The organism is Agrobacterium sp. 22-223-1 (assembly GCF_053522385.1).
Genome location: NZ_JBNWCN010000001.1, coordinates 845,954 through 870,569, shown reverse-complemented (window position 1 = coordinate 870,569; position 24,616 = coordinate 845,954). Strand labels below are relative to the sequence as shown.

The 24,616-nt window shown below is 61.7% G+C and carries 29 protein-coding genes and 1 riboswitch; of the genes, 14 read left to right on the top strand and 15 right to left on the bottom strand.

Annotation, left to right across the window (positions count from 1 at the left end):
• The first annotated feature begins 92 nt into the window (after positions 1-92).
• The 4 genes from ACQZ60_RS04315 (at position 93) to ACQZ60_RS04300 (ending at position 4,002) form a co-directional block, all read left to right on the top strand.
• Positions 93-1,103, top strand: coding sequence for an ABC transporter substrate-binding protein (locus ACQZ60_RS04315; protein ID WP_448734803.1), 1,011 nt, complete (start codon positions 93-95; stop codon positions 1,101-1,103).
• 259 nt (positions 1,104-1,362) lie between these two features.
• The gene (locus ACQZ60_RS04310; protein WP_003522273.1) at positions 1,363-2,271 is read left to right on the top strand and encodes an ABC transporter permease; all 909 of its coding nucleotides are present in this window, start codon (positions 1,363-1,365) and stop codon (positions 2,269-2,271) included.
• The gene (locus ACQZ60_RS04305) at positions 2,264-3,355 is read left to right on the top strand and encodes a quaternary amine ABC transporter ATP-binding protein (protein WP_448734802.1); all 1,092 of its coding nucleotides are present in this window, start codon (positions 2,264-2,266) and stop codon (positions 3,353-3,355) included. The genes ACQZ60_RS04310 and ACQZ60_RS04305 overlap by 8 nt, the downstream gene beginning before the upstream one ends.
• 359 nt (positions 3,356-3,714) lie before the next feature.
• Positions 3,715-4,002, top strand: a complete 288-nt coding sequence (locus ACQZ60_RS04300; protein WP_448734801.1) for a hypothetical protein — start codon at positions 3,715-3,717, stop codon at positions 4,000-4,002.
• 10 nt (positions 4,003-4,012) lie between these two features.
• Here ACQZ60_RS04300 and dmeF read toward each other — a convergent pair whose 3' ends face one another.
• Both dmeF and dmeR read right to left on the bottom strand, forming a co-directional pair.
• Positions 4,013-5,020 carry a CDF family Co(II)/Ni(II) efflux transporter DmeF gene (dmeF, locus tag ACQZ60_RS04295; protein ID WP_080852499.1) on the bottom strand — a complete coding sequence of 336 codons (1,008 nt, stop codon included), beginning with the start codon at positions 5,018-5,020 and terminating at the stop codon, positions 4,013-4,015.
• Positions 5,021-5,040: 20 nt separating this feature from the next.
• A complete protein-coding gene (gene dmeR, locus ACQZ60_RS04290) occupies positions 5,041-5,313 on the bottom strand; it encodes a Ni(II)/Co(II)-sensing transcriptional repressor DmeR (RefSeq protein WP_003509296.1) in 273 nt (90 codons plus the stop codon).
• A 127-nt stretch (positions 5,314-5,440) separates the two neighbouring features.
• Between dmeR and ACQZ60_RS04285 the strand changes: the two genes are divergently transcribed.
• From ACQZ60_RS04285 to ACQZ60_RS04270, 4 genes are all read left to right on the top strand, one after another.
• The gene (locus ACQZ60_RS04285; protein WP_020813181.1) at positions 5,441-5,803 is read left to right on the top strand and encodes a hypothetical protein; all 363 of its coding nucleotides are present in this window, start codon (positions 5,441-5,443) and stop codon (positions 5,801-5,803) included.
• 112 nt (positions 5,804-5,915) lie between these two features.
• The gene (locus ACQZ60_RS04280) at positions 5,916-6,329 is read left to right on the top strand and encodes a MerR family transcriptional regulator (protein WP_003522268.1); all 414 of its coding nucleotides are present in this window, start codon (positions 5,916-5,918) and stop codon (positions 6,327-6,329) included.
• A gap of 204 nt (positions 6,330-6,533) precedes the next feature.
• Positions 6,534-7,022, top strand: a complete 489-nt coding sequence (locus ACQZ60_RS04275; protein ID WP_003509304.1) for a GNAT family N-acetyltransferase — start codon at positions 6,534-6,536, stop codon at positions 7,020-7,022.
• Between the two features lie 20 nt (positions 7,023-7,042).
• Positions 7,043-7,609: a type 1 glutamine amidotransferase family protein gene (locus tag ACQZ60_RS04270; RefSeq protein ID WP_020810767.1), complete on the top strand. Its 567-nt coding sequence runs from the start codon at positions 7,043-7,045 to the stop codon at positions 7,607-7,609.
• Positions 7,610-7,801: 192 nt separating this feature from the next.
• On the opposite strand, the gene ACQZ60_RS04265 is transcribed toward ACQZ60_RS04270, so the two are convergent.
• From ACQZ60_RS04265 to ACQZ60_RS04240, 6 genes are all read right to left on the bottom strand, one after another.
• Complete coding sequence (locus tag ACQZ60_RS04265) at positions 7,802-8,116, bottom strand: hypothetical protein (protein ID WP_020810768.1); 315 nt, start codon at positions 8,114-8,116, stop codon at positions 7,802-7,804.
• 4 nt (positions 8,117-8,120) lie between these two features.
• Positions 8,121-8,831, bottom strand: a complete 711-nt coding sequence (locus ACQZ60_RS04260; protein ID WP_020810769.1) for a CbtA family protein — start codon at positions 8,829-8,831, stop codon at positions 8,121-8,123.
• Between the two features lie 11 nt (positions 8,832-8,842).
• Positions 8,843-9,025, bottom strand: coding sequence for a CbtB domain-containing protein (locus ACQZ60_RS04255; protein ID WP_003522264.1), 183 nt, complete (start codon positions 9,023-9,025; stop codon positions 8,843-8,845).
• Between the two features lie 161 nt (positions 9,026-9,186).
• Positions 9,187-9,422: riboswitch (cobalamin riboswitch) on the bottom strand.
• A 185-nt stretch (positions 9,423-9,607) separates the two neighbouring features.
• The gene (locus ACQZ60_RS04250) at positions 9,608-10,528 is read right to left on the bottom strand and encodes a c-type cytochrome (RefSeq protein ID WP_020810770.1); all 921 of its coding nucleotides are present in this window, start codon (positions 10,526-10,528) and stop codon (positions 9,608-9,610) included.
• Between the two features lie 90 nt (positions 10,529-10,618).
• On the bottom strand, positions 10,619-11,053 hold the full coding sequence (locus tag ACQZ60_RS04245; RefSeq protein WP_003522262.1) for a c-type cytochrome: 435 nt from the start codon (positions 11,051-11,053) through the stop codon (positions 10,619-10,621).
• A gap of 118 nt (positions 11,054-11,171) precedes the next feature.
• Positions 11,172-11,801: a LysE family translocator gene (locus ACQZ60_RS04240; RefSeq protein ID WP_020810771.1), complete on the bottom strand. Its 630-nt coding sequence runs from the start codon at positions 11,799-11,801 to the stop codon at positions 11,172-11,174.
• 133 nt (positions 11,802-11,934) lie between these two features.
• Between ACQZ60_RS04240 and ACQZ60_RS04235 the strand changes: the two genes are divergently transcribed.
• Positions 11,935-12,636, top strand: coding sequence for a helix-turn-helix transcriptional regulator (locus ACQZ60_RS04235; RefSeq protein WP_020810772.1), 702 nt, complete (start codon positions 11,935-11,937; stop codon positions 12,634-12,636).
• Positions 12,637-12,836: 200 nt separating this feature from the next.
• Here ACQZ60_RS04235 and ACQZ60_RS04230 read toward each other — a convergent pair whose 3' ends face one another.
• On the bottom strand, positions 12,837-13,688 hold the full coding sequence (locus tag ACQZ60_RS04230) for a metallophosphoesterase (RefSeq protein WP_448734800.1): 852 nt from the start codon (positions 13,686-13,688) through the stop codon (positions 12,837-12,839).
• 265 nt (positions 13,689-13,953) lie between these two features.
• A complete protein-coding gene (locus ACQZ60_RS04225; RefSeq protein ID WP_003522258.1) occupies positions 13,954-14,556 on the bottom strand; it encodes a superoxide dismutase in 603 nt (200 codons plus the stop codon).
• Between the two features lie 220 nt (positions 14,557-14,776).
• Here ACQZ60_RS04225 and ACQZ60_RS04220 point away from each other — a divergent pair, with 220 nt between their 5' ends.
• Complete coding sequence (locus tag ACQZ60_RS04220) at positions 14,777-15,139, top strand: hypothetical protein (protein ID WP_448734799.1); 363 nt, start codon at positions 14,777-14,779, stop codon at positions 15,137-15,139.
• A gap of 4 nt (positions 15,140-15,143) precedes the next feature.
• Here the strand turns inward: ACQZ60_RS04220 and ACQZ60_RS04215 are convergent, their stop codons facing one another.
• Positions 15,144-15,686, bottom strand: coding sequence for a GNAT family N-acetyltransferase (locus ACQZ60_RS04215; RefSeq protein ID WP_304982322.1), 543 nt, complete (start codon positions 15,684-15,686; stop codon positions 15,144-15,146).
• Positions 15,687-15,782: 96 nt separating this feature from the next.
• Here ACQZ60_RS04215 and ACQZ60_RS04210 point away from each other — a divergent pair, with 96 nt between their 5' ends.
• Positions 15,783-16,670, top strand: a complete 888-nt coding sequence (locus tag ACQZ60_RS04210) for a LysR family transcriptional regulator (protein WP_448734798.1) — start codon at positions 15,783-15,785, stop codon at positions 16,668-16,670.
• Positions 16,671-16,911: 241 nt separating this feature from the next.
• Here the strand turns inward: ACQZ60_RS04210 and ACQZ60_RS04205 are convergent, their stop codons facing one another.
• Both ACQZ60_RS04205 and ACQZ60_RS04200 read right to left on the bottom strand, forming a co-directional pair.
• Entirely contained in the window at positions 16,912-19,269 is a 2,358-nt protein-coding gene (locus ACQZ60_RS04205; RefSeq protein WP_448734797.1) for a methyl-accepting chemotaxis protein, read from the bottom strand.
• A gap of 171 nt (positions 19,270-19,440) precedes the next feature.
• A complete protein-coding gene (locus tag ACQZ60_RS04200) occupies positions 19,441-20,322 on the bottom strand; it encodes a branched-chain amino acid aminotransferase (protein ID WP_080856081.1) in 882 nt (293 codons plus the stop codon).
• Positions 20,323-20,660: 338 nt separating this feature from the next.
• Between ACQZ60_RS04200 and tam the strand changes: the two genes are divergently transcribed.
• Complete coding sequence (gene tam / locus ACQZ60_RS04195; RefSeq protein WP_020813098.1) at positions 20,661-21,431, top strand: trans-aconitate 2-methyltransferase; 771 nt, start codon at positions 20,661-20,663, stop codon at positions 21,429-21,431.
• A gap of 2 nt (positions 21,432-21,433) precedes the next feature.
• On the opposite strand, the gene ACQZ60_RS04190 is transcribed toward tam, so the two are convergent.
• Positions 21,434-21,802: a VOC family protein gene (locus ACQZ60_RS04190; RefSeq protein WP_020813099.1), complete on the bottom strand. Its 369-nt coding sequence runs from the start codon at positions 21,800-21,802 to the stop codon at positions 21,434-21,436.
• A 48-nt stretch (positions 21,803-21,850) separates the two neighbouring features.
• Entirely contained in the window at positions 21,851-22,558 is a 708-nt protein-coding gene (locus tag ACQZ60_RS04185; protein ID WP_031234494.1) for a helix-turn-helix transcriptional regulator, read from the bottom strand.
• Positions 22,559-22,745: 187 nt separating this feature from the next.
• On the opposite strand from ACQZ60_RS04185, the gene ACQZ60_RS04180 reads away from it, so the two are divergent.
• A complete protein-coding gene (locus ACQZ60_RS04180; RefSeq protein WP_020813101.1) occupies positions 22,746-23,672 on the top strand; it encodes a bestrophin family protein in 927 nt (308 codons plus the stop codon).
• 111 nt (positions 23,673-23,783) lie between these two features.
• Positions 23,784-24,611 (top strand): aldo/keto reductase, encoded by an 828-nt coding sequence (locus ACQZ60_RS04175; protein ID WP_020813102.1) that lies wholly within the window; start codon positions 23,784-23,786, stop codon positions 24,609-24,611.
• Positions 24,612-24,616: the final 5 nt, after the last annotated feature.

Below are 24,616 nucleotides of genomic sequence, written 5' to 3'. Positions count from 1 at the left end.
CGCCATGTCAGTTCGCCCTTGGCAATCCGGGCTTTGCAGTGCTCCCGCTTTGCCAATTGAAAACACTGCATCAGACTTGGGGGTCTTACACCATGAAGAAACTCCTGGCCTCGACCATTCTCGTAACGGGCTTTACCATCGCTGCCGGTGCAGCAAATTCCGCCAATGCCGCCGAAGCGTGCGGCAGCATCACCATCGCCGAAATGAACTGGGCATCCGCCGGTGTCGCGGCTTACGTCGACAAGTTCATCATGGAAAACGGCTATGACTGCACGGTCAATGTCGTCAGCGGCGATACCATGCCGACCTTCGCCTCCATGAACGAAAAGGGCCAGCCGGACATGGCGCCCGAATTGTGGGTGAACGCCGTGCGCGAGCCGCTCGACGCCGCCGTCAAGGAAGGCCGCATGATCGAGGCTTCCAAGATTTTGAGCGAAGGCGGCATCGAAGGCTGGTGGATCCCGAAATTCATCGCCGACGCACACCCTGATATCAAAACCGTCGAGGATGCACTGAAACATCCCGAACTCTTCCCCGCCCCGGAAGACGCCAGCAAGGGCGCCGTGCATAATTGCCCATCCGGCTGGAACTGCCAGGTGACCACCGCCAATCTTTACAAGGCGCGCGAGGGCGACAAAAAGGGCTTCACCCTGGTCGACACCGGCTCGGCCGCCGGCCTCGACGGCTCCATCGCCAATGCGTTTGAAAAGAAGCAGGGCTGGCTCGGCTATTACTGGTCGCCCACCGCCATTCTCGGCAAATACGAGATGGTGAAGCTGGATGATGGTGTCGAGCTCGACCGCGCCCATTTCGACGAATGCACGGCCAAGGTCGATTGCGCCGATGCCAAGGTCAATGCCTATCCGGTTGCCGATGTCTATACCGTCATCACCAAGAACTTCGAAAGCAAGGCCGGCGTGACGCTGGACTACATCAAGGCCCGCAACTGGGACAACAAGACGGTCGCCGAAATCCTCGCCTGGATGGATGAGAACCAGGGCACCAACGAGGACGGCGCGGAGTATTTCCTCGAGAACCACGAGGACATCTGGACCAAGTGGGTTCCGGCCGAGGTAGCGGAGAAGATCAAGGCTTCGATGTGATTGGTTAGTGGGGGAGGAAGGCTTCGGTCGGTATCCGTGGCTTTACCCCCCTCTGCCCTGCCGGGCATCTCCCCCACAAGGAGGGAGATCGGCTGGGCGCACCCTCTCACAAATCCGCAACCTGTTTGATGGGCGAGACCTTGCCGCAGATCGATCTCCCCCCTTGTGGGGGAGATGTCCGGCAGGACAGAGGGGGGTGCCCCACGCACCGACCGACACCGTCCACCCCATCCCAAAACCCAAAGGGAAAACAACAATAATGGCCCTCTGCAATTACCTGCCGGACATGCTCTGCAAGTTCCCGGCCATCGACAATTCCACGATGCGTGTGGCACGCAAGACCATCGATGACGGTTTTCGCGACATCGTGCGCAACTATGGCGATGCGATCGACGTGATCGTGCACCCGCTGCAGCTCTTCCTCAATTCCTCGGAGCGGCTGTTCATCCAGACGCCGTGGATCATCACGCTCCTCATCATTCTCGCCATCGTGCATCTGGCCGGTCGCAGCTTCAGGATCACCGGCGGCACGGCGCTCGCCCTGCTGATGATCGGCGCCGTCGGCCTCTGGCGCGATGCCATGACGACACTGTCCATCGTCGCCATCGCCACCCTGATCGCCATCGTCATCGGCCTGCCGCTCGGCATCCTGATGGGACGTTCGGAACGCCTGCAACGCCTCATCAATCCCGTGCTCGACGTGATGCAGACCCTGCCGAGCTTCGTTTATCTCATCCCCGTGGTGGTGATTTTCGGCATCGGCAAGGTTCCGGGCCTGATCGCAGTGGTGATCTATGCCATTCCGCCCGTCATTCGCCTCACCAGCCTTGGCATTCGCCTGGTGGACCGGGAGGTGCTGGAAGCGGCGGACGCTTTCGGTTCCTCCAATGGCCAGAAGCTGTTCAATGTGCAGCTGCCGCTGGCGCTGCCCACCATCATGACCGGCATCAACCAGACCATCATGATGGCGCTCGCCATGGTCGTCGTCGCCTCCATGGTCGGCGTCGGCGGGCTCGGCAAGAACGTGCTGCAGGCCATCAACAACCAGTTCTTCACGGTGGGCTTCCTGAACGGTTTCGCTCTGGTCGCCATCGCCATCATGTTCGACCGGGCGAGCCAGGCTTTCGGCAAGCGCCTGCAGAAGTACCGCGAGGTCTCCCATGGCTAAAAGCATCGAAATCCGCAACCTTTACAAGATCTTCGGCAAGCATCCCGAGAAGTACCTCGAAGCGGTGCGATCCGGCATGGACAAGGCCGAACTGAACGACAAACACAACCACGTTCTCGGTCTCAACAACATCAACATCACCATGCCGGGCGGCAAGATCACCGTCGTCATGGGCCTTTCCGGCTCCGGCAAGTCGACGCTCATCCGCCACATCAACCGGCTGATCGACCCCACCGCCGGCGAGGTGCTTTACGATGGCGAGGACATCTGCGGCATGAGCGCTTCGGCGCTCAGGCAATTCCGCCGCCACAAGACGGCGATGGTGTTCCAGAAATTCGGCCTTCTGCCGCACCGCACCGTGCTGGAAAACAGCGTCTACGGCCTCGATATCCAGGGCGTGCCGCGCAGCAAAAGCGAGGAAAAGGGTCGTTACTGGCTGGAGCGCGTCGGCCTTGCCGGTTACGAAGATTATTATCCGAACCAGCTTTCCGGCGGCATGCAGCAGCGTGTCGGCCTTGCCCGCGCGCTTGCCAATGACGCCGATATCCTCCTGATGGACGAGGCTTATTCGGCGCTCGATCCGCTGATCCGTGTCGATATGCAGACCATGCTGCTCGATCTGCAGCAGGAGTTGAAGAAGACCGTGGTGTTCATCACCCACGATCTCGACGAGGCGCTCAGGCTCGGCGACCATATCGCCATTCTCAAAGACGGCGAAGTGGTGCAGCAGGGCGACGGCCAGAGCATCATCCTCTCCCCGGCGGATGGTTACGTCACCGAATTCGTGCGCGACGTCAATCGCGGCCGCGTGCTGCAGGCGACCACGGTGATGGAGCCGCTCGAAAGCCGCCCCGAGGGCATGCCCGTGCCGGAAAACGCGACGCTGGAAACGATTGCCCGCGACATGTCGGAAGCCAACGAGACCACCGCCCATGTGGTGGACGAGGACGGCAAGCCGGTCGGCAGCATCGGCCTAGATACGCTGGTGGCTGCGATGGTGACGCCCGCGCCGCAGGAGGTTGAGGCGGAGGAGCCGGAGAAGCTCCAGGAAACGGTTATGCCGGTGGAGAAGGAAACAGCGTAATCCGGCACTGGACGGATTGGCCGCATCCGCGAGATTTCCTCTTTCCGTCATACCGGCCTTGAGCCGGTATCCAGCCAGCCCAAGTCATTGGGCTGAAAGGACTCTCTCGCCGCGCAGACGCGCGTCGGCTGGATTCCGGATCAAGTCCGGAATGACGGGAAATGGCGTGCCTCTGGCGCCACCGGCATGACGCCGCAAGAACAAACACCCTGTGCAGTTCTGCATGCTCCCGATGCAAAAACGAAGCACTACTTCGCCGGCTGTCAACCCTCGGCAGTCGCTGCAGCGCAGCAAGCGCAAGTTTCGGACAAGTCGCCGCCGTTAACCATTCGTTAACTTTTGAACGCGGAATCACCGACATGCAGATCGAAAGCAATATTGGCGGATATAACTATCAGGGTCGCATCCGCGACATCGAAAAAGCTGGCAACACTCAAAGCGCGCCGGAGGAGCAGGCGGTAAAACGCGGCCCCGGCAACCCCACCGTTTCCAGCACCATTCTTTCCCAGTCGCTGGCCAATGTTCTGTGGGCCGTCGGCAATGGCAGTGCGCCCGCTTATCAGGATACGGCCGCGGCTTCCCCCGAGGATAAGGCGGAAGCCGAGGTGGAATGGGTGCGCAGCGCCTATTCGGAATATACCGAATAGGCGATTCCAATCAGGCCCTTGCCGGGCTGACTTCCACCGTCACATGCGAGAGTTCATGTATGGCGGCAAGTTTCTGCTTATAAAAAGCCGGCGCTTTCGGCGCCTGCGAATGGATCGCCACGATGGCGGCGTGATGCCCCGGCCCTACCTGCCAGACATGCAGGTCGGTGATGCGATCCTCTTCCGTCTCCACGCTTTCACGGATTTCCTGCGGCAAATCCTCCGCCGGCGGCAGCGCATCGAGGAGCGTGGTCGCCGTGGAGCGGATCAGGCCCCATGACCAGCGGGCGATGACCAGACCGCCAACGATACCCATCAACGGATCGAGGAACGACCAGCCGTTCCACTTGCCGAGCAGCAGCGCGACGATGGCGAGAACCGAAGTCAGCGCATCCGCCAGCACATGCAGATAGGCCGCGCGCAGATTATTGTCCCGGCCGCCCTTTGCGCCGTGGTCCGCATGGTGACCGGCATGGGAGCCGTGATCGTGATGGGCGTGGCTGCCATGGCCATGATGGGCATGCGAGCCGTGGCCGTGACCATGATCGTGGTGATGGTCATCCTTCAAAAGCACGGCGCTGAGAAGATTGACGGCAAGGCCGATGATGGCGACGAGGATAGCCTGATTGAAATCGATTTCGACGGGATTGATGAGGCGCATCGCGCTTTCGACGGCAATCAGCAGCGCCACCACCGCCAGCACGATGGCGCTGGCAAAACCCGCCAGATCGCCGAACTTGCCGGTGCCGAAAGTGAAGCGCGGATTGCGCGCCTCGCGGCGGGCATAAAGATAGGCGAGCGCCGAAATCAGCATCGCGCCGGCATGGGTGGACATGTGCCAGCCATCCGCTGTCAGTGCCATGGAGCCATACCAGTGGCCGGCAACGATTTCCGCCACCATCATGGCCGCGGTCAGCGCAATGACCATCCAGACACGCCTTTCGTTGCGCTCATGGTTCTGGCCAAGGAAAACATGGTCGTGACCGGCTGCTGCACGGTGTTCGGATGTCGTCGTCATGTCGCTAATCCTGTTCGATTTTACCGGATATAGGTCTTCAGTACCTGGGCCAGCTCCTCCGCCGCCCGCGCCCGCTCGTCTTCGTTTTCGGCATGCACCACATGCTCGTGCAGATGCTCCTGCATCACCTCCCCGGTCAGGCCGGAAAGCGCGCCGCGCACCGAAGCGAGCAATTGCAGCACCTCGCCGCAGGGCTTGGCATCATCCAGTGCACGCTCCACCGCCTCCATCTGCCCTTTCAGGCGGCGGATGCGGGCCAGAAGCTTCTCCTTGTTGCGGATCGTATGGGACATGGGCACCTCATATACTATAGGGGGGTATACTATATGAGCGAGTTTTTCCGTTCAAGCCCCGTGCGACGCAATCCTCGCGAATGTTTCGGCCGCTAAAAATACCTCATGAAACCTAGGGGACTCAGTCATGACGACTATTGCAGCAACCATCAGCAGCTATCATCCCACTCCGATCCGGAGCCTTGAGCCGACAAAGGGCAAGGAAACCCACTCCACCACCGAAGCCCTGCTGGAGCTGACGCGCGCCGCGCATCGCACCATTTCGAGCGTCGAAAGCATCGCCACGGCCGTCGCGCCGGCCGCCGCCAGCGTTTCGACCGGCCTTGCCGCAGCGCTCTGGAACCTCGACAGCGGCGCTTCCACGACGACCGCACCCGCTCTGGACATGGGCGACATGGCCGCATCGGCACAGCCGGAAACCGCATCCAGCATCGAGAACGATGTCCTCAAGGCGCTCGCCCAGGCGCTCGGTGTGGATGAAGCCGCCTGAGACCCATTGAACGGCAGGCTGAAAAGCCATATCTCTAGAGACTAGAGCATCGCACCCGGAACGGTCGAGCCATCCGTTCTGCCGTCGCTGCACCCGAGATATGGAGAAAGAGATGCTGTCCATCGGTGAACTGTCCAAACGCACCGGCGTCAAGGTGCCGACTATCCGTTATTACGAGCAGATGGGCCTCATCCGCGAAGCCGACCGTTCGGACGGCAACCAGCGCCGTTACGAAAAGACCGACCTCGAAAGGCTGGCCTTCATCCGCCATGCGCGCGATCTCGGGCTGAACATCGACGCCATCCGCGAACTGATCGCGCTTAGCCAGCACCGGCAGATGCCCTGCGAAGGCGCGGACCGCATCGCCGCCGAACACCTCGCCCATGTGCGCGAGAAGATCGCCAGCCTGAAGAAGCTGGAGCACGAGCTGGAGCGCATCGTGTCCCATTGCCACGGCCATTCGATCGAGGATTGCTACGTCATCCGCGCGCTTTCCAATCACGGCATGTGCGAGGGTGAACATTGATCGGAAAACCGGGCTTGACAGATTGCGGATTCGGGCGCATTGCATGTCCCATGATCAACGAACGCGCACCCATCTCCTGCTCGTACTTTTGGGCCTACCTCTAAGGGCGGCTCGACAGATCATATTGTCAACAAGCCGCCGTCAGGCGGCTTTGTTGTTTCTCAAGCGTCCTGACGGCACCGATAAGACCAAAGGACCGAAAAAATGACCGAAGATAGCTCCCTTACACTGGAAAGACCGCCCGTCGTCATCATTCGTGGCGCACGCAAGACGGATTTGCCCGAGCTCAACGAGATGATCACGCTGCTTGCCTCCTACCACGGCGATGCGGCGGCGATCACCCCGGCGAAACTGGAACGCGACCTGTTCGGTCCGCTGCCCTGGGTGCATGGGCTGGTTGCGGAAGCCGATGGCGCGCTGATCGGTTACGCCCTGCTTCTGCCGCTCTACAGGGCGCAGGAAGGCCGGCGCGGGCTTGAGCTGCATCATCTCTTCGTGCGTGACGGGCATCGCGGCCATGGCACCGGCCAGCATCTGGTTTCCCGCGCCCGCGATATCGCCAAACGCCTCGGTTGCGACTATCTTTCCGTCAGCGCCACGACCGGCAATGTCGCGGCGCATCGCTTCTACGAAAACATGGATTTCGCGCCCCGGCCGGTTACCGGCATGCGCTACATGCAGTCCATCGCCTGATTAAAACCACGGAGACGGCCATGACACGGATCGCCATTGCGCTGGCGCAGGATTTTGCGGACTGGGAACCGGCGCTGCTTGCTGCGGCAGCCCGCAGCTATCTCGGCGTCGAGATCGTCTATGCCACGCCCGATGGCCGGCCGGTAACGTCCATGGGCGGGCTGACCGTGACGCCTGACACATCCTATGACGCGCTTGATCCGGCCGGCATCGATGCGCTCGTCATTCCCGGCGGCTTGAGCTGGGAAAAGGGAACGGCTGTCGATCTTGGCGGGCTGGTGCACCGGTTTCGCGACAGGAACCGGCTGGTTGCCGGCATCTGCGCGGCGGCAAGCGCGCTCGGCGGCACGGGCGTGCTGAACGATGTCGCCCATACCGGCAATTCGCTGGCATCGCACAAGGCCTATGCCGTCTATAGCGGCGAATCGCTCTACCGCGACCAGCCGAAAGCGGTTAGCGATCGCGGCATCATCACCGCCGCCGGCAGCGCGCCGGTCAGTTTCGCTGTGGAAATCCTGAAACACCTCGGCCTCTTTGGTCCGGAAGCCGAGGCGGAACTTCAGGTTTTTGCGGCGGAGCATCGCTGAGGCGGACGCTGATATTGTGGGCCACGTAAGCCCGCCCGCCCTCATTCCTGTGCTTGTCACAGGAATCTAGCCAGCCCAAGTCCTTGGGCTGAAAGGACTCTTCCCGCCGCGCGGACGAGCGTCGGCTGGATTCCTGTGACAAGCACAGGAATGAGGTGGTGCAAAATACAAGCGTCTTGGCACCCTCACTCATCACCTCCGATCCAGCACCCGGCATACGCGCGCCGCTGGCTCCTCACCCTCCCCGGCAATCGCCCGGCGAATATCGCGGCTGTTCAGATGCAGGCTGCGGCCGGCGGGTAAATTTGCACGTTTTATCTTGGTGAGCGCCGCAGCGATAAAAGCGGCCTCGTGTTCATGAAAACAGGCAAGAGCCGCCTCGCGATCCGGGGTCGCCCCAAGGACTGCCTTGAAGGCAAGGCGGTGCACGGCGCAGAAAGCGCCGTGACCGGGGACGGCAAAACGCAGCGCATCGAGCTCCTCACTCCATTCCGCTGCGTCCTGCATGGATTTACGCCGACTGGAAGCGCTTCAGGAAAAACGCGCTCAATGTTCCGAGCAAAGCCCAGAAAACGAAGCTGGTCACGGTGGCGGCGACGATGAACTGACGCTCCAGCGGCAGCGGCGCCAGCGCATGTTCGCCTTCCGGCGGCAAGGGTGCGCCGACCACATGCGGTGCGACGATCAACACCAGCGCCAATACGATTGCCCAGGGTTCGCGGCGGAACGCGATCAGCGCAATGCCGCCCGCGGTTGCGGCAACCGTCGCAAGCCACCAGATCTGCCGCGCCTCAAGTGCGGCGGCCGGGCTGCCCGGCAGTTCCGGCGGCAGGCCGATCATCGGGGCCAGCATGACGGCGGCAAAGCCAGCAACGCCCCAGAGAAGGCCTTCGCGCCAGCCGCCATTCGTGCCACGCAGCGAAATGAGGCCGGTCAGCACCAACGCATAACCGATAGCGGTCAGCACATTAGCGGCGACGGTATAGGCGGTGCGCTCGAAGCCATCGGCCGGAGCCCAGGCCTCGTCATTGTGCTCATGGGCGGGAACGGCAGCACCGGGGGCCGTCGCATCATGGCTGTGGGGCGCTTCGCCGGCGCTTTCATAGGTTTCCGCCTGAAGGATGAGCGGCGTCGTGCCGAAAGCCTGCATGGCCGAAACGGCGAAACCGCCGAGAATGCCGACGAGAACGGCGGTAAAGACGATATTGCGAAAAGACGACATGCCGTTTCCCCTCAATGGCAGGGGAAGGCGTTGGCATGACGCGTGTCATGCGCGGCGTTATGAACGGCCTCCACATGGGAAAAGCCGACAAAACCGACAACGAACAGGCCAAGCACGATCGCCGTCAGCGATTGCGCGAAGCTGGTTGTTTTTGCGGAAACGGCGGCGTTGGCCGTATTCTGGTTGATGGACATGGTGACCCCTCTCCGGCGCGACCCCGCGCCTTTGGACGCGGCCGCACGGCAAAGGGCCGTCGAGCCGCTACGATACACTTCACCACGGGGATACGAGACTGACACAGGGAGGCGTCGATCCCGCCACCCTGAAATTCCGCTCTTCCGGACACCCCGCCGGCATGGATATTTCCGCGATGGCAGGTCTCCTGGCTTACGGGTCAAAACCTGAAACACCTTCCCGGCGTCACCCTCTCTGGAAACCCTCGGTTCCCGGCGAGATGGCTTGCCAGTGGCATTTCGTTTCAGGCTCTCCGCTCACAGTTGCGGGGGCAGCCACGAATGAGGATTTCTCCCTATCGTGTTCCCTTTTCACCTTCCGGAACGCCCGGAAGGAACCATCACAGGATTGTTATCCGATGGGCGGGGTCGGGAGTCAATGGTGGGCCTGACTTCGAACTGCACGCCGTCGCCTGCACCTCCGTCACCCCGGACTAGATCCGGGGTCCAGCGCGATCAAGTCCTTGATCGCAAGAGACTCTTCTCACGGCGCAGCCGCGCCGTGGCTGGATGCCGGATCTAGTCCGGCATGACGGCTGAGGATTACCGCGACGGTATGGCCTTCAGATAGGCGGCAATCGCATCGCGGTCTTCAGGCGTCAGATGCGCCATGTTCTGCTGCACCTTGACCATGGAGCCGCCGACGCTGTCGAATTCCGGGGTGAAGCCGTTTTCCAGATAGCTGGCAATATCGGCCTCGGCCCAGCTGCCGATGCTTTGCGAGCCGGGGGTAATGTCGGGAATGCGGCCCTCGCCTTCCGGGTTGGGCCCGCCGGCCAGCCACTTGTCTTTCACGAAACCGCCAAGCGCGTTGCGCGGCGTGTGGCATTCGCCGCAATGGCCCGGCCCTTCCACCAGATATTGGCCGCGCAGCAATTCGGCATTGGCATTGGCAAGCTCGACGCGGGGCCGCGCCGAGGGGTCGAAATAAAGGAATTTCCAGCCGCCCAGCGCCATGCGCAGATTGAAGGGAAACGGCAACTCGTGATCCGGCGCATCGTTCTGGCTGGCCGGCAGGGCTTTCAGATAACCGAAGAGATCGTTGATGTCCTTCTGCGTCATGCGGGCATAGGAGGCATAGGGAAAGGACGGGTAGAGATGTTCGCCGTTCCTGCCCACACCGCGCGTCATCGCATCGCCGAATTCCGCCAGCGTCCAGCCGCCGATGCCATGCTGCGGATCGGAGGAAATATTGGGGACATGGAAGGTGCCGAAGGGGCTTTTCAGCGCCTGCCCGCCCGAAAGCGTCAACAGCGCCTCACCTTTCGCATCGGGCGCGGCATGGCAGCTTGCGCAGCCGCCCGCCCAGAACAGCGTTTCGCCGTTGGCCAGATCCGGTTCGCCCAGGCTGACCCAGTGGCTGGGCGCCTGCCGCTGAGGCGCGGTGACCCAGGCGAATATGCCGTAGCCCGCAATGGCCGCGACGACGGCCCCGCCCGCGAGTTTCGTCCAGATGGAGGACATGCCCCTCTCCCCATTCTCACCTGACCCGGTCAGATGTCTTTCGTGCCTGAGAAAACGCCGCCGGTACGCGGCGTTTCCAAAGTGTTGCGATTATTTCTTCAGACGATAGGTCTGGTGGCAGGTGCCGCAATCGGCGCCGAGCGTCTTCATGGCGGTGGCGACGCCCGCCTGATCGGTGGGGAGATTGGCGAGAACCATGTCCGCATCCGTGCCGAGCTTGGCAGCCTTGGCCTTGAAGTCGTCGAAATTTTCCCAGATGGCGGGGGCAGCCGCACTGCCGGTCTCGGTGCCGGCGGGGAACTGGTCCGGGAAAGCCTTAGCGTTGGTGCCGATGGTGGTTACGGCAGTCTTGACGGTATCGGCGTCGAAGGGCTTTTCGCCCTTGGAGATGGCGGCGAGCGAACCCATCGCCCCACCGATCTGCTTCATCATGCCTTCACGTTTTTCGACTTCGCCGGCAGCGTAGACCGCTCCGGCGCAAAGACAGCCGAACAGCATGGCCGCGGTGATGGTTTTCAGTTTCATGCAACTCTCCTTGATTCCGGCCGGGACACCGGGCGCTATATGGAACGGCGCGAGGATGCCCTTTCCGGATGGCGAAAAGAAGTCACATTGCGGTGAATTCCATCGTGAAAACAGAAGCCTAAGACAGGGCCTCCCACAGTGTCAGCAGCGCTGCGGCAATCAGCATGAAACCGGCGGCGCGGCCGATGAAGATCGTGGCGGCGGGCGAAGAAACCAGCCATGCCCGGCTTTTATCCGCCGTCAGCGCCAGCGCGCCATAGACCGTAAACTGCGTGACCGCCACCATCGCGCCCATCACCAGCCCCTGCACCCAGATCGGGCCATAAGCCGGTTTGAGGAATTGCGGATAGATCGCCATCATGAACAGATAGGCCTTCGGATTGGAAAGGCAGGTCAGCACCGCCCGCCAGAAGGCTTTTCTGACCGAAGCGCTCGCCTGCGCCTCATCGCCGTTCACGACAATCGCGCTGCGCATCAGGCCGATGCCGATCCAGATCATATAGGCGGCACCGAAAACCAGAAGCGGCAGGAACAGCGACGGCATCCAGGCGGCAAGCATGCCGACGCCCAGGGCGCCGTAAAGCGAATGCACAATGCCGCCGGCGCTCATGCCGCTTGCGGCGGAAAGGCCGGTTCTCTTTCCCCCCGTCAGCGCGCTTGCCAGTACGAACAGCATATCCATGCCCGGCAGGATGATGATGCCGAACAGGACCAGAAAGAAAAGCCAGAGATTTTCGGCGTAACTCATGTCAGTATCTCCCAAAACGGTTCACGACACATTCGGGAAATCCCATGTTTCTCAATGTGTTTCTTCGTTTATAGGAAAAGCCAACTGACAGCGTTGTGTCAGTTGCGTGGGGAAATCCACCGGGAAAACGGCAATGCGCAAGGCGTCGAGACTGTTCGAGATCATCCAGATCCTGCGGGTGGCGCGCAGGCCTGTCACCGCGCAGACGATTGCCGAGGCGCTGGAAGTGACGGTGCGCTCGGTCTATCGCGACATAGCAGCGCTTCAGACCATGCGCGTGCCCATCGAAGGGGAACGCGGCGTTGGTTATATCCTGCGTCCCGGCTTCAACCTGCCGCCGTTGATGTTTTCCATCGAAGAGACGGAGGCGATCGTGCTGGCGCTCGCCATGGTGGCCCGCACCGGCGATAGCGAGTTGCGGCAGGCGGCAAGGCAGGTCAGCGACAAGATTGCCGCCTCCCTGCCCGAACCCCTGTCGAAAACCCTCTCCGCCAATGCCCTACATGCCTGGGGCAGCATCGCGCCCTCCCCCGCCGGCGTCGATCTTGCGACGGTCCGGCGGGCGGTGCGCGACGAGGAGAAGCTGGAGATCACCTATCGCGATGAAGCCGGCGCGCAAACGCAGCGGCGGGTTCGGCCGATTGCGGTGATCTATTATTCGGAGACGGTGAATATCGTCGCCTGGTGCGAATTGCGGCAGGCGATTCGCAATTTCCGCTCGGACCGGGTGCTGAGCTGCGAAACGACCGGCAGCTTCTTCAAGCTGGAAGGCGAGAAGCTGCGGCAATTGTGGATGAGCGGCTGGCAGAGCAACCAGTTGGGAAACAGAATTTAGTGCAGCTCGCAGCCTCTGTTATGTGTCGGAGCACCCCTCTCCGCCCTCATTCCTGTGCTTGTCACAGGAATCCAGTCGACGCGCGTCTGCGCGGCGGGAGACTCTTTTCAGCCCAAGGACTTGGGCTGGCTGGATTCCTGTGACAAGCACAGGAATGAGGGCTTCGAGAGAGGTCCGGCATCACAGCAAGGCATTATTTCCTACAGGAAATACTCCAGCAGGCGATCCTCCTCGCGCCCGAAACCGCGAATGACGATCCGGTCGGAAAAGACATCGGCGATGGCGAAGGTGTTCTGGTCAGGCGTATCGACCATGCCCTTGAAGTTCACGAAGTGGGTATTGCCCAATAGGCCGTAATTGCCCTCGTGATTATGGCCATTGAACCACGCGACGACCGAGGGGTGGGAGCCGAGGAGCTCAAGGATACGCGGCGCGTCCCACATGTTGTGGGCGTTTTCCGGGTAGACAGGATAGTGGCAGAGAACGATCACTTTTTCGCCCGCCGCATCCGCCTTTTGCAGAACGGCCCGCAGCCATTCGAACTGCTCGTCGCTGAGCGAGGCGTTCCAGTCCTGCGCATTGATTGCACCCGCATCCGCCAGGCGCTTCAGCCGGTCTGCGGCAAGCGCTCGACGCGGATCGCCGGGCGGCGGGGCGAACAGGCTGACCTCGTTGCCGTCAAGCACGACGAAACGGACGTCACCGATGGAAAAATCATGCCAGGGGGCGGACATGCCGAGGCGGGCGTGGATAGCCGGCAAATGCTCGGCGGCGACGGCGAAATCGTGATTGCCCGGCAGCAGGACCGAGCGATGGCGAAGCCCGTCGTAAACGGCAAGGATCGCATCGAAATTGTCGAAGCCGCGGTCGATGATATCGCCGAGCGTCACCACGAAGGCGAGGTCTTCGCGGTTGAAGGCGTCGACCGCGTCTGCGAGCTTTTTCGGGCTCTCGGCATAATAACGGCCCATTTCCGGGCGGGGGTCGGCATCGGCATATTGGGGATCGGCGACGATGCCGAAGGAGAAGAGAGGCGTGGTTTTTTCAGTCATGATGCGCCGCGATAAACCCGGCGGATGACAGGCTTGTGACAATAAAATCCGACAGGCCGTATCGCCATATCACAAATGCAAAACACCCGGCTTGAAGCCGGGCGTCTCAAGTGTGTGGATATTTCCACTGTCGTCATGCTCGGGCCTGTCCCGAGCATCTGCCACGTCGCGTTTTGAGAGACGGCGCAGATCCTCGGCACAAGGCCGAGGATGACGTCGCGCGGGAGGAGGCTGCTTCGATCAGCAACCACGCGTTCCGCAAGCCTTACTTGGCGGCGGCTTCGTAACGCTCCAGGACGTAGTCCCAGTTGATGAGGTTGTCGACGAAGGCTTCGAGGTACTTCGGACGCAGGTTGCGGTAATCGATGTAGTAGGAATGTTCCCATACGTCGACGCCGAGGATGGGATCGGCGCCATGAACCAGCGGGTTTTCGCCGTTCGGGGTCTTGGAGATTTCAAGCTTGCCGTTCTTGACGGAGAGCCATGCCCAGCCGGAGCCGAACTGCGTGGTGCCGGCAGCGATGAAATCGGCCTTGAACTTGTCGTAGCCGCCGAGATCGGAGGCGAATGCCTGCTCGAGCTTGCCCGGCAGCTTGTTGCCGCCGCCGCCCTTCTTCATCCACTTCCAGAAATGGACGTGGTTGTAATGCTGGGCAGCATTGTTGAAGAGACCGGCATTGGTGCCAAAGGACTTCTTCACGACTTCTTCGAGCGACAGGTCGGAAAGACCTGCTTCGGCCGCCAGCTTGTTGCCGTTGTCGACATATGCCTTGTGGTGCTTGTCGTGATGGAACTCGAGCGTCTCGCGCGACATGTAGGGTGCAAGCGCGTCGTAGTCGTAGGGGAGTTCGGGAAGTTCGAAGGCCATGGTTTTTACTCCTTTTTGCAGCGGGTTACCGCTCCTAGAAACCGTGTGAGCGGACCATAGGAGCGAACCTCAATTTGGGCAACCTGCGAAATATCAAAATGTTCCGACAAAAGAGAAAATTCCTCTCCGCGCGGCCGCCACCACATTTGTTTCACACCTTTGGCGTACCGTTTTCCACCCTATCGGTTCGCTTTTGCCGAGATTGCAGGAAGGAAATTCCATGACCCGCCCGATCCCCCGCACCATCCTCCTCCTTGCGGCCTTCTCGTCGCTCACCTTCCCCGCCGCCGCATCGTCGGATGACGCCTGGAAGGAGTTCGTGGCGGATGTGCAGACGGCCTGTCTTGCCGGCGCCAAAGACATGATCGAGGACGCGAAGGCCGTGGTCGATCCCGTCGGCAGCGAGAATTACGGCCTCGCCATCCTCACCGGCAAGGCCAAACTCACCGGGAAGAGTGGCGGCGCGGATGCGACCGTGAGCCATATCTGCGTCTACGACAAGAAAACCAAGGCCGTGGAGCTGGGCAGCGAGCTTTCCGGCGATACGCTGAAGGTGGAAATCCCCGGCTCCACCAAGCCCTGATCGTTCAAAAGCGCGGCGTGGTGTCTCCCTCGCCCAGCGCACGCTGCATCAGCACCGTATCCAGCCATTGGCCATGTTTCCAGCCGATGGATTTGAAGGTGCCGACATGTTCGAAACCGGCGGCGCGGTGCACGCCGATCGAGGCGGCGTTGGCCGAATCGCCGATGACGGCGATCATCTGCCGGAAGCCGCCTGCCGTCGCCGCCTCGATCAACGCATCGAGCAGCTTGCGACCGATGCCCATGCCCTTCATGGCCGGATCGATATAGACGGAATTCTCCACCGCCGCGCCATAGGCCGGGCGCGGGCGATAGGCGCCGGCATAGGCATATCCGGCTATCTTTCCATCGCATTCGGCGACGAGATAGGGGTAATTGCCTTCCACCAGAAGGCGGCGGCGCTCCAGCATCGTCTCCACGCTTGGCGGATCGATCTCGAAGCTCGCGCGGCCGTGCAGCACGGCGTCCCGGTAGATTTCGGCAATGGCTGGAATATCCGCCTCTTCGCAGGGGCGGATCGTAAGGCTGGAAACGGTGGAAAGGGTCATTCTCTTGTCCTGCGGATCATTCACGCCGTCATTGTGCATTGCGGCGCAGCCAAAATAAAGATTATCTGTCTTATACAAACGATAAGGTTTTCTTTGATGATGGACCTCGATCTGCGGCAGCTGCGCAGCTTCATGGATGTGGCCGATCTCGGCAGTTTTTCCGCCGCCGCCGACAAGGCGGGGCTGACGCAGCCGGCCATCAGCCTGCATATAAGGCTGCTCGAAAAACAGCTCGGTGTGCGGCTGATCGAAAGGGTGGGCAGGCGCGCGCAGCCGACGGCTGCGGGGCGCGACTTTCTCATCCATGCAAGGCGGATTGCGGAAGAAGTGGCGCATGCCATCGATACCGTAGCGCCGCATCGCAGCGGGGTGACGGGACGCCTGCGCATCGGCACCGGCGCCACCGCCTGCATCTATCTGCTGCCGCCGGTGCTGGGGAAAATCCGGCAGGCCATGCCCGGCATCGAGATCGTCGTGCAGACCGGCAATACCCACGATATCCTCCGGCTTCTGGAGGCCAATACCATCGATGCGGCGGTGGTGGCCCTGCCCGCCAGCGGCCGCAGCCTCGACATCAGCGACATCCATCTCGACGAGCTGGTCGCGGTTTTCCCGCAAGGCTCCGTCTCTGACGCAACCGTGCTCAACGCCGAGACGCTTTCGGCGCGGCCGCTGCTGCTTTACGAGGGCGGCAATACGCGCCGGCTGGTGGATCAATGGTTTTCGGCAAGCGGCCGCACCGTGCAGCCCGCCATGGAACTGGGCAGCGTCGAGGCGATCAAGAAGCTCGCAGGCGCGGGCCTTGGCCTTGCCATCGTGCCGCGCATGGCGATGGAGCATGAAGGCGCGGCATCCGGGCTCGAATGGCGCTCGCTCGAACCGCCGCTGGAGCGCCGGATCGCGCTGGCTATGCGGCGCGACAAACATATGACCGCACCGCTGCGGGCGCTTGCCGCTGCGCTGCCGGATGTGCGGAAACGGTGAAGCCCGCGCCGGTTTCAGGTGCGGGCCTAGACTTGTTGAAGAGAAGGAACTGTACTCTCTCCTCCGTCATGCCGGTCCCCGGAACAAGCCCGAGGATGATCCGGCATCCAGCCACGGCACGTCTGCGCCGTGAGAAGAGTCTTTCGCGATCAAGGACTTGATCGCGCTGGACCCCGGATCTAGTCCGGGGTGACGAAGTGCGGATGCTAGTTCCTCGCCACATCCAACGCTGGATTTGTCTTCAAAACTCCGTCCACTCATCCCCCTTCACGGCCAGCGCCGCATTGCCGCGTGCGGCGACGGGGCGGGCCTTCGGTACCGGTGCGACCGGTGCGGCGGGCGCGTGGGCCGGGCTTGCGGCGCGCTGCATATGCCGTGCCGTCTCCCGCAATGCGGAGCTTTGCTGGCCGAGCTGGAATTGCGCAAGCAGGGCGTGGAGGTTGGTGCATTCCTGTGCAAGACCCGCACCGGCCGCATTCATTTCCTCGACCATGGCGGCGTTCTGCTGCGTGGCCTGATCCATGTGGTTGACGGCGGTGTTGACCTCGGAAAGACCGGCCGACTGTTCCTGCGCCGCCGTGGCGATGGCATCCATATGGGTGTTGACGGAAAGCACCAGTTGTTCGATCTCGGAAAGCCCAACGCCGGTATCGGCCACCAGCTTCACGCCTTCACCCACCGCAACGGCTGACGCGGTGATGAGCTGCTTGATTTCCTTGGCGGCGTTGGCGGAGCGCTGCGCCAGTTCGCGCACTTCCTGTGCGACGACGGCGAAGCCCTTGCCCGCATCGCCCGCCCTTGCTGCCTCGACGCCGGCATTCAGCGCCAGAAGGTTGGTCTGGAAGGCAATTTCGTCGATGACGCCGATGATCTGGCCGATCTGGCGCGAGGAATGTTCGATGCGCTCCATGGCGGCGACGGCATCGCGCACCACCTTGCCGGAAAGATCGGCCTTTGTCCTTGCCTCGCGCACCGTGTCGCGCGCATCGCTCGCCCGTTTGGAGGTGGCGGAAACATTGGCGGTGATCTCTTCCAGCGCTGCGGCGGTTTCCTCCAGGGAAGCGGCCTGCTGTTCGGTGCGGCGGGAAAGATCGTCGGATGCGGAGGATACCTCGTGGGCGCCGCCATTCACGGTCTGCACGGACTGGCCAACGCTGGTGAGCGCTTCGCGCAGCTGATGCACGGAGCTGTTGAAATCGTGCCGCAGCGTCTCGAATTGCGGCGCAAACGGCGTGGCGATCTCGCAGACCATATCACCGGACGCAAGCCGGCGAAGACCGCCAGCCAGCGACCCCGTGGCCTGATTGAGACGCTCTTCGGCCTCGGCCTCGGCGCGCTGCTGCAGCTCGATACGGTCACGCTCGGCCTGCTCGCGGTTACCGACGGCTTCGTCCTCAAGCTGCCGGTTGCGGATGGCTGCTTCGCGGAAGATTTCCACGGCGCGGGCCATCTCGCCGATCTCGTCGCCGCGTTTTGCGCCGGGCACATCGATGGTCAGGTTGCCGATGGACAATTCCATCATCGCCTTTGTCAGGCGGCTGATGGGACGGGTGACGCGACCGACGATGACGGCAAGGCAGAGAATGCAGACGCCAAGCGTGAGGATGAACGCGGCGAGATAGATCATCGCGCCGATAAAGGCGTCCTGTCTGGCCTTTTCGGCATTGGCATTGAGAACATCCATCGCTTCGGAGGCGATTTTCGCGACCGTATCGAGGCTTTCGGTGACGGTATTGCGCCATGTATCGATGGTGAAGGCAGGCGTGCGGCCGTTGTTCAGATCGTCGATCAGCTTTGCGCGCTGCGCGACGAAATCACCCTTGAAATAGGTCCTGTCGGCAACGGCATAGATATCCTTCAGAGCCTGCGGCGTCGATTCGTGCGCGACGAGGTCGCCGGTGGCTTTCCAGGCAAAGGCCGCGCCGGCATCGAAATTGCCAAGCTGCTGGGTTTCCTGCGGGGTCAGCGGCCGCTGCTGGGCCACGACCGCATTGATGACAACGGTGGCGCTGCCGCCGAGCGCTCGCGCCGACCAGCCATAGGACCGCAACTGGATGAGGCCGGTCAGGCTCTGGTCCAGCGAGCGAACCTCGCCTTCCACCGCCGTCGAGCCCGCTTCGAGCGCCGTCAGGAAATCCTGACCGAGCGCCAGCACAGTCTTGTCCAGCCCGTTTTCACGACGGTCGAGCGGCAGGGTGACGTTGGCGTCAACCTTTTTGCGCAGCTCCAGGAATTGCGTGTAGATATCCTTCACGCGGGCAAGCGGGGCCTTGAGGCCAGCCTGATCGAGCGCGGCGGACTGTTCGAGAAAGGCGCCCATGGCGGCATCCACCTTCTGGCGCGACGCCTGCACGCTGGCGATGGTGTTGGCCGTCTTCGCCGGATCGACCGTCAGCGCCGAGGCGCTGTTGCCGCGTTCACTGCGAAAGTTCAGCAAGGCGTTGAAAAGCAGCCTGTCCAGCGAAACGAGCTGCGCCACCTCCGAAAAGCTGCGGGCACGCTGCACGGACTGCAACATGCCGTTGCCCACGAAGCCTGCCAGCGCGATGCCGACGAGCAGAAAAAATCCCACAAGTATATTGCGTATGCTGAAAGACATTTGGCGGCCCCCACTAGCCCGGATCGGTATTGCCGCAAGCTAGCCTGTGGTCCTCTAAAATTGGATTAAATTCCCCCTGAATTTTTATGGGAAATAATGCGGTTCAAAACAAAAGGCCGCGGCAGGGATGAGCCTGCCGCGGCCTTTTGAAACTATGGGGTTTACCCGGCCTTAAACATCCGCGCCGAGACGCGCCCAGTCCATATAGAGATCGAGCGCCTTGCGGGCGACGGGGCCTGCCTGCAATTCGCGATCGTCGAGCTTCACGACGGGCGAAACCTTGGAATAATTGCCGGAGCAGAAGATTTCATCGGCCTCGCGGAAATCCTCGACCGAAAGCGTCGCTTCGCGCACGTCGAAACCGGCCTGGCGCAGAAGGCCGATCACGCGCGAACGGGTGATGCCGGCAAGGAAGGTGCGGTTCGGAACCGGGGTAAGGACGACGCCATCCTTGACCATGAAGATGTTGGCCGAGGCGGATTCGGCGACATTGCCGTTCATGTCGCGCATCAGGGCATTGTCGAAACCGCGCGAGCGGGCTTCCAGAATGGCGCGGCCGCTATTGGGATAGAGGCTGCCGGCCTTGGCGTCGGTCATGGCGGTTTCCGGCGAAGGGCGGCGCAGCGGCGAAACGGTTAGCGTCAGCGGCTTGCCGGCATCCATCGGCGCTTCGAAAAGGCAGAGTGCAAACCGGGTGGAACCGGCATCGGGCGCCACGACGCTGCCGGGCATGCCGTGTTCGGCCCAGTACATCGGCTTGATGTAGATCGCCATCTTGCCGTCGAATTTCTTGACGCCTTCGAGCGCCAGGGACTCGATCTCCTCGGCCGTCATGGTCGGCTTCATGCCCATATTGACGGCGGAGCGATTGATACGCTGGCAGTGCAGATCGAGATCGGGCGCCACGCCATCGAACCAGCGCGCACCGTCGAACACCGTGGAAGCCAGCCACATGGCATGCGAGGTCGGGCCGATGAGCGGCGGATTGCCGGGCAGCCATTGACCGTCAACATAGGTCCAGGTGGTTGATCGGGGTGCGGTATCGACGCTCATGGTGGTCTCCTGTCTCAAGCGTTTTCGTTCGGTAAAAACGCTCCGTCTTTTTTGTTCTGATGCATTGCCGGATGAAGAGCGCTGCGCGCTCTCAACGGGGCATGTTCTGGAAATCGGCCGGAGTGAATGCCTCTCCCCTGACGAGGTCAAGTTTTAATTGCAGCGATTTCTGATTTTGATGGAAAATAACAAAGCGACGGCCCCGCAAGCACGTTTTATGAGGCGAAACAAAAGGTTGATGAATAGATTCATCACAATAATTCATGCATCGGACGATAGCGGCGCGATTTGCCCCATGCGATGCTGGCGATCTGACGGCATTTTGCAGGAGGAAAATCATGGCATGGTCCGCCCACCAATATCTGAAATTCGAAGACGAGCGGACGCGCCCCGCACGGGATCTTCTGGCGCAGGTGCCGCTGGAGCGGGTGCTGAATGGCTATGACCTCGGCTGCGGCCCCGGCAATTCCACCGAGCTTCTGACCGACCGTTACGGCGTCAATGTCATTACCGGCATCGACAGCGATGACGACATGCTGGAAAAGGCGGCGGACCGGCTGCCGACCACGCGCTTCGGCAAGGCCGATCTTTCCCAGTGGAAGCCGGCGCAGAAGGCGGACCTGCTTTACGCCAATGCCGTGTTCCAATGGGTGCCGGATCATCTCACCGTTCTTTCGCAACTGATGGACCAGCTGGAAAGCGGCGGCGTTCTGGCCGTGCAGATGCCCGACAATCTGCAGGAGCCGACGCATCGCGCCATGGAGGAAACCGGAGCGAACGGTTCCTGGAAGGACACGTTTGCAGATGGCAGGCTGCGCCGCAAACCCCTGCCCGCGCCTTCGGATTATTTCGATGCGCTGACGCCGAAATCCGCGCGGGTGGATGTGTGGCACACGATTTATAATCATCCGATGAAGGATGCGGAAAGCATCGTCGAATGGGTCAAGGGCACGGGGCTGCGCCCCTATCTCACCGCCGCCGGCGAGGAAAACCGCGAAGCCTTCCTCGCCGACTATACGCGGCGCATCACGGCGGCCTATCCGCCGATGGCGGACGGCCGCCTGCTTCTGCGCTTTCCCCGCCTTTTTGTGGTGGCGGTGAAGAAGTAGCTTCAGCCCGCGAAAGCATAGACCCGGAGACGGTGATTGTCGGGGTCGGCGGCGGTAAAGGTGTAGCCGAATTCCATGCCCGCCGGCTGCTGCAGCATGTCGATACCCTTCGCCTTCCAATCCGCAAAAATCTCGTCCACCCGCGCATCGTTTTCAACGCGGAAGGCAAGCTCGCCGCCGCCGCCCGTGACCGATGCCTTCGGCTCCACGGTATGCCGCGACCAGAGGCCGAGCTTCATCCCGTTCTGAAGCACGAAGAGCGAGAATGTCGGCGAGGCTTCGACCGGTTCCGCGCCCAGCAGGGCCTTGTAAAATTCGGTGCTGGCCGGCGGGTTGTCGACGTAAAGGATGGTGAAATCGGGGTGGGTCATGGCTGTTCTCCTGTGTTGCGGATGAACGGTTTCTAGACCCTGCTGCTGTCAGTTTTTGTCAGCATGATGCCGCCGCCGCTGTTTTTCCCTTTCGCGCCATTCTTTCAGCAGCGCCTGGCGTCGGCGCGGATAACGGCTGTCGAGAGGGCGGAAATCTTCGATGCGGTCGGCCCGGAAACTGCGGTAGTCCTGCCGTGTCTCGCACCAGCCCAGCACCACCCGCACCAGATCGAAAAAAGCGAGCGCGAAGGGCCAGATCACCCGTTCCGTCACCTCTCCCTTTTCATCGCGATAGGTGATGAGGACCCTGCTTTCCTTACGGATCGTATCGCGAATGGCGGCCAGATCGACATGGATGGCGGCAAGGCCCTGCCCCGGCCCGACAAGCAGGGTGGAATGATCGAGTTCCTCGCGCAGGGCATCGGGAAGCACGGCGCCGATCTTCACGAGAGCGGCCCGGGCAGACTCGGCCAGCCCCGCATCGGCGCGGCCCGCCACCCAGCGCGAGCCGAGCACCAGCGCCTCGATTTCCTGCTGCGAAAACATCAGCGGCGGCAACAGGAAACCGGGGCGAAGCACATAACCCACGCCCGCTTCGCCCTCGATATCCGCGCCCTGCGCCTGAAGCGTCGCTATATCGCGGTAGAGCGTGCGCAGGCTGACGCCGGTTTGCGCGGCAAGGGCCGCGCCGCTGACCGGCATGCGGTGGGAGCGCAGAATCTGCAACAGATCGAGAAGCCGTTGTGAGCGTGACACGCGATATTTCCTTCCACCGCATAGCCAGACCGTGGCGTTGACGATCTCGGCGATAGACGCGTAGCGCCGCCAGCCGCCGGGTGCAACCATGCAAAAAAGGGTGGACAAGGCGGCGTCGCCAGCATGTAGATAGGGTCAGGCTCTTTCACGCCCCTCCCATCCGCCACAGGCATTTCGAGTTTCCGCCATGATCGTTCGTCCAAAACCGAACCTGCTGCAGCTTTTCCTCATCGTGCGCGGCTCCATCATCGTCCGCATCTTTCCGCAGGTGCTTGCGGTTTTCCTGCTGTCGACGCTGGTTGTCTGGGCGCACAAGGACAGGCCTGATCTGGTGCAGGCGCTGAACGGAGCGCCCTTTTCGCTGCTAGGCATCGCGCTTTCGGTGTTTCTCGGTTTTCGCGCCAATGCCTGTTACGACCGCTGGTGGGAAGCCCGCAAGCAATGGGGTGCGCTGATTACCGTCGCCCGCGCGCTTTCACGCCAGAGCCTCATGCTCGATAGCCGGCAGGATGTCGCCGATCCCGTCACCCGCCGGCGGATCACCGATCTTGCCATCGCCTTCTGCCACGCGCTGGTTTCGCATCTGCGCCCCGGCGATGCGACCGCCACTGCGGCCAGCCTCGTTCCGGATGATCTCAGGGATATTTACGACCGCAGCCGCAACCGGCCGGACATGCTGCTGCGCGAAATATCCGGCGCCATCGTCTCCGCCCATGGCAAGGGGCAGATCAGCGATATCCAGCTACAGATGCTGGATGCCACCGTGCAGCAGATGGGGGCGGCGCAGGCTTCGTGCGAGCGCATCCGCCAGACACCGGTTCCCTTCGGTTATTCGCTGCTGCTTCACCGCACCGCGCATCTGTTCTGCCTGCTGCTGCCGTTCGGTTTCACCGATCTGCTCGGCTGGGCCACGCCGTTTACCGCCACGCTCATCGCCTATACGTTCTTCGGTCTCGATGCGCTGTCCGACGAGCTGGAGGACCCCTTCGGCACCGGCCTCAATGCGCTGCCGATCAATTCGCTCGCCACCACCATCGAGATCAATCTTCGCGAGGCGATGGGCGAGACCGATCTGCCGGCCGATCCGCGCCCGGTGGACTACGTGCTGATGTGATATCGTCCCGCCGGGTTGAAACCGATCGCGCGGACACCAGTTAATGAAAGACGGCTTCCCCGCCCGGCATCCCGCGCCGGCCATGTTTTCAGCAAACAGGAGAGACATCCCATGTATGACGTCAGCGCGAATGGCGCGAATATTCCCGCCCTCGGTTTCGGCACCTTCCGCATTCCGGAAGACGATGTCAGGCGCATTCTGCCGGAGGCGCTGAAACTCGGCTTCCGCCATGTCGATACCGCGCAGATCTACAAGAACGAAGGTGCCGTCGGCGAGGTCATCGCGCAATCGGGCATTTCCCGGCATGATATATTTCTCACCACCAAGGTCTGGGTGGACCGCTTCCGCCACGACGATTTTCTCGCTTCCGTCGATGAAAGCCTTGCGAAGCTGAAGACCGACTATGTCGATCTGCTGCTGCTGCACTGGCCGAAGAGCGATGTGCCGCTTGCCGAGCGCATGGGCGCGTTGAACGCGGTGCGCAAGGCCGGCAAGGCGCGCAATATCGGCATTTCCAACTTCAATGTGGCGCTGACGGAAGAGGCGGTGAAGCTTTCCGACACGCCGCTTGCCACCAACCAGATCGAATATCACCCCTATCTCGACCAGACGAAGGTGATTTCGGCGGCGCGCAAGCACGGGATGTCTGTGACGGCCTATTATCTGATGGCCGATGGCAAGGTGCCGAACGACCCCGTGCTGAAGGATATCGGCGCGAAACACGGCAAGACCGCCGCGCAGGTGGCCCTGCGCTGGGCGGTGCAGCAGCCGGATATCGTGGCGCTCTCCAAGACGGCGACGGAAAGCCGCCTGAAAGAGAATTTCGATGTTTTCGATTTTGCGCTGACCGAAGAGGAAATGCGGGCGATCCACGCGCTTGCAAAGCCGAATGGCCGCATCGTCAATCCCGGCCACCTCGCGCCCGACTGGGACGACTGAGGCGG

Bases quoted from the DNA above. Each gene is read 5' to 3' on its own strand.
- ACQZ60_RS04315 (WP_448734803.1), top strand. From the start codon at position 93: ATGAAGAAACTCCTGGCCTCGACCATTCTCGTAACGGGCTTTACCATC.
- ACQZ60_RS04305 (WP_448734802.1), top strand. From the start codon at position 2,264: ATGGCTAAAAGCATCGAAATCCGCAACCTTTACAAGATCTTCGGCAAG.
- ACQZ60_RS04205 (WP_448734797.1), bottom strand. From the start codon at position 19,269: ATGTCTTTCAGCATACGCAATATACTTGTGGGATTTTTTCTGCTCGTC.
- ACQZ60_RS04285 (WP_020813181.1), top strand. From the start codon at position 5,441: ATGACGACTATTGCAGCAACCATCAGCAGCTATCATCCCACTCCGATC.
- dmeR (WP_003509296.1), bottom strand. From the start codon at position 5,313: ATGTCCCATACGATCCGCAACAAGGAGAAGCTTCTGGCCCGCATCCGC.
- ACQZ60_RS04275 (WP_003509304.1), top strand. From the start codon at position 6,534: ATGACCGAAGATAGCTCCCTTACACTGGAAAGACCGCCCGTCGTCATC.
- ACQZ60_RS04270 (WP_020810767.1), top strand. From the start codon at position 7,043: ATGACACGGATCGCCATTGCGCTGGCGCAGGATTTTGCGGACTGGGAA.
- dmeF (WP_080852499.1), bottom strand. From the start codon at position 5,020: ATGACGACGACATCCGAACACCGTGCAGCAGCCGGTCACGACCATGTT.
- ACQZ60_RS04235 (WP_020810772.1), top strand. From the start codon at position 11,935: ATGCGCAAGGCGTCGAGACTGTTCGAGATCATCCAGATCCTGCGGGTG.
- ACQZ60_RS04250 (WP_020810770.1), bottom strand. From the start codon at position 10,528: ATGTCCTCCATCTGGACGAAACTCGCGGGCGGGGCCGTCGTCGCGGCC.
- ACQZ60_RS04210 (WP_448734798.1), top strand. From the start codon at position 15,783: ATGATGGACCTCGATCTGCGGCAGCTGCGCAGCTTCATGGATGTGGCC.
- ACQZ60_RS04310 (WP_003522273.1), top strand. From the start codon at position 1,363: ATGGCCCTCTGCAATTACCTGCCGGACATGCTCTGCAAGTTCCCGGCC.
- ACQZ60_RS04300 (WP_448734801.1), top strand. From the start codon at position 3,715: ATGCAGATCGAAAGCAATATTGGCGGATATAACTATCAGGGTCGCATC.
- ACQZ60_RS04225 (WP_003522258.1), bottom strand. From the start codon at position 14,556: ATGGCCTTCGAACTTCCCGAACTCCCCTACGACTACGACGCGCTTGCA.
- ACQZ60_RS04260 (WP_020810769.1), bottom strand. From the start codon at position 8,831: ATGTCGTCTTTTCGCAATATCGTCTTTACCGCCGTTCTCGTCGGCATT.
- tam (WP_020813098.1), top strand. From the start codon at position 20,661: ATGGCATGGTCCGCCCACCAATATCTGAAATTCGAAGACGAGCGGACG.
- ACQZ60_RS04200 (WP_080856081.1), bottom strand. From the start codon at position 20,322: ATGAGCGTCGATACCGCACCCCGATCAACCACCTGGACCTATGTTGAC.
- ACQZ60_RS04265 (WP_020810768.1), bottom strand. From the start codon at position 8,116: ATGCAGGACGCAGCGGAATGGAGTGAGGAGCTCGATGCGCTGCGTTTT.
- ACQZ60_RS04215 (WP_304982322.1), bottom strand. From the start codon at position 15,686: ATGACCCTTTCCACCGTTTCCAGCCTTACGATCCGCCCCTGCGAAGAG.
- ACQZ60_RS04240 (WP_020810771.1), bottom strand. From the start codon at position 11,801: ATGAGTTACGCCGAAAATCTCTGGCTTTTCTTTCTGGTCCTGTTCGGC.
- ACQZ60_RS04230 (WP_448734800.1), bottom strand. From the start codon at position 13,688: ATGACTGAAAAAACCACGCCTCTCTTCTCCTTCGGCATCGTCGCCGAT.
- ACQZ60_RS04255 (WP_003522264.1), bottom strand. From the start codon at position 9,025: ATGTCCATCAACCAGAATACGGCCAACGCCGCCGTTTCCGCAAAAACA.
- ACQZ60_RS04245 (WP_003522262.1), bottom strand. From the start codon at position 11,053: ATGAAACTGAAAACCATCACCGCGGCCATGCTGTTCGGCTGTCTTTGC.
- ACQZ60_RS04220 (WP_448734799.1), top strand. From the start codon at position 14,777: ATGACCCGCCCGATCCCCCGCACCATCCTCCTCCTTGCGGCCTTCTCG.
- ACQZ60_RS04175 (WP_020813102.1), top strand. From the start codon at position 23,784: ATGTATGACGTCAGCGCGAATGGCGCGAATATTCCCGCCCTCGGTTTC.
- ACQZ60_RS04280 (WP_003522268.1), top strand. From the start codon at position 5,916: ATGCTGTCCATCGGTGAACTGTCCAAACGCACCGGCGTCAAGGTGCCG.
- ACQZ60_RS04190 (WP_020813099.1), bottom strand. From the start codon at position 21,802: ATGACCCACCCCGATTTCACCATCCTTTACGTCGACAACCCGCCGGCC.
- ACQZ60_RS04180 (WP_020813101.1), top strand. From the start codon at position 22,746: ATGATCGTTCGTCCAAAACCGAACCTGCTGCAGCTTTTCCTCATCGTG.